The organism is Pseudomonas sp. 05L36 (assembly GCF_056398125.1).
In genome coordinates this window covers 1-1,561 of the sequence record NZ_JBFTOU010000077.1, presented here as the reverse complement: position 1 = coordinate 1,561, position 1,561 = coordinate 1, and the positions used below count along the sequence as shown (strand labels likewise).

Below are 1,561 nucleotides of genomic sequence, written 5' to 3'. Positions count from 1 at the left end.
CGCTTTTAATGCCACCAGTAACGCTTCTCAGCTCGTCCATCGGGCAAAACAGAAGGCTTTTCAGGCCGCCAGCGCTTTCATCAGATTCTGCGTACCGAGGATTTTCATCACTCGCTTCAAGTTGTAAGCGAGCACATTCAAGCTCATTTCGGTGCTCACCCCGGCAAGTCGTCGGGTCAAAAAGTGTGTCGCACCCATCCATTGTTTAAGCGTCCCGAAGGGATGCTCGACGGTCCGTTTGCGGATGCTCATCATCTGGGGCGTATTGTCCAGGCGGACCTGCATTTCCTCCAGCACCGCTTCATGTTCCCAGCGACGAACCTTTCGCTCTCTGGCCGGTGTGCATTGCGCCTTTATCGAGCATGACCGGCAGTTGGAGCTCCAGTAACTGCTCAGCGTCTTGCCTTTATCGACGTAAGAGTTTCGCCAGATCAGCACTTCCTTGGCGGGGCAGACGTACACATCTTTGTCCGCGTCGTAAACAAACTCGTCATTGTTGAAGCGGCCATCGAATTTGGCGCGCGAGCTCAGCGTCTTCGGTACATAAGCGCTAATCCCTGCCTCGTGGCAGGCAAGGATCTCCCCGCTTTTGTAATACCCCCGGTCAGCCACCACCGACAACGATTCGAGTTTCATCGCCTCACGGGCCTGCTGGGCCATCGAACTGAGCTGATCACGGTCGTGACCCTCATTGGTCACCTCGTGCGCGACGATCAGATGGTGCTTGGTATCGACCGCCGTCTGTACGTTGTAACCCACGATTCCTTTGCCGCTCGTCATCATCGAGCGGGCGTCTGGGTCGGTCAGCGAGATCTGTTTGTCCGGCGACTCCTCAAGCTGTATTTCAATCGCCTGAAGTGCCTTCATCTGCTCCTTCAGTTTGACGATTTTCTCTTCCAGGCCGCCTTTGGGCCCTGAAGACTTGGTCTCTTCGCGATCAGCTGCATCCAGCGCCTTTAGATAACTGGTGATGCTCGATTCGATTTCTTCCATCCGGCGCTTCAGCTTGGCGCTGGTGAAATTGCGGTCGCGGTGGTTCACCGCCTTGAATTTACTGCCGTCGATAGCAACGAGGTTTTCCGAAAAAAGCCCCAACTGCTGGCACAGCACAACAAACTGGCGGCAAACGCCTCGAATGGCCTTGCCGTTGTCTTTGCGGAAGTTGGCGATGGTCTTGAAATCCGGCATCAAGCGACCGGTAAGCCACATCAATTCGACGTTGCGCTGCGCCTCGCGCTCAAGGCGTCGGCTCGACTGGATGCGGTTTAGATAGCCGTAGATGTAGATCTTCAGCATGACTGCGGGGTGGTAGGCCGGTCGGCCAGTTTCAGCAGGGACAGCGCTTTCAAAACCCAAGGTGATCAGGTCGAGTTCATCCACGAAGACATCGACAACGCGCACYGGATTAGTGTCGCTGACGTAATCGTCCAGGCTCTCGGGGAGCAGGGTCCTTTGACCTCGGTGTTCACCTTGAATGAAGCGTTTCATGGGCAGCCCTTGCGATGAAATCCGGGGCAATCATAGCAAGGGTTGGCTTTGGCGTTTTGACACACTCTGGGCC

General features: G+C 55.5%; 1 protein-coding gene. It reads right to left on the bottom strand.

The window, feature by feature from the left end; all coding sequences use genetic code 11:
- Positions 1 to 60 precede the first annotated feature (60 nt).
- The gene (locus AC1DKH_RS30300) at positions 61 to 1,488 is read right to left on the bottom strand and encodes an IS1182 family transposase (RefSeq protein ID WP_477800223.1); all 1,428 of its coding nucleotides are present in this window, start codon (positions 1,486 to 1,488) and stop codon (positions 61 to 63) included.
- Positions 1,489 to 1,561 lie beyond the last annotated feature (73 nt).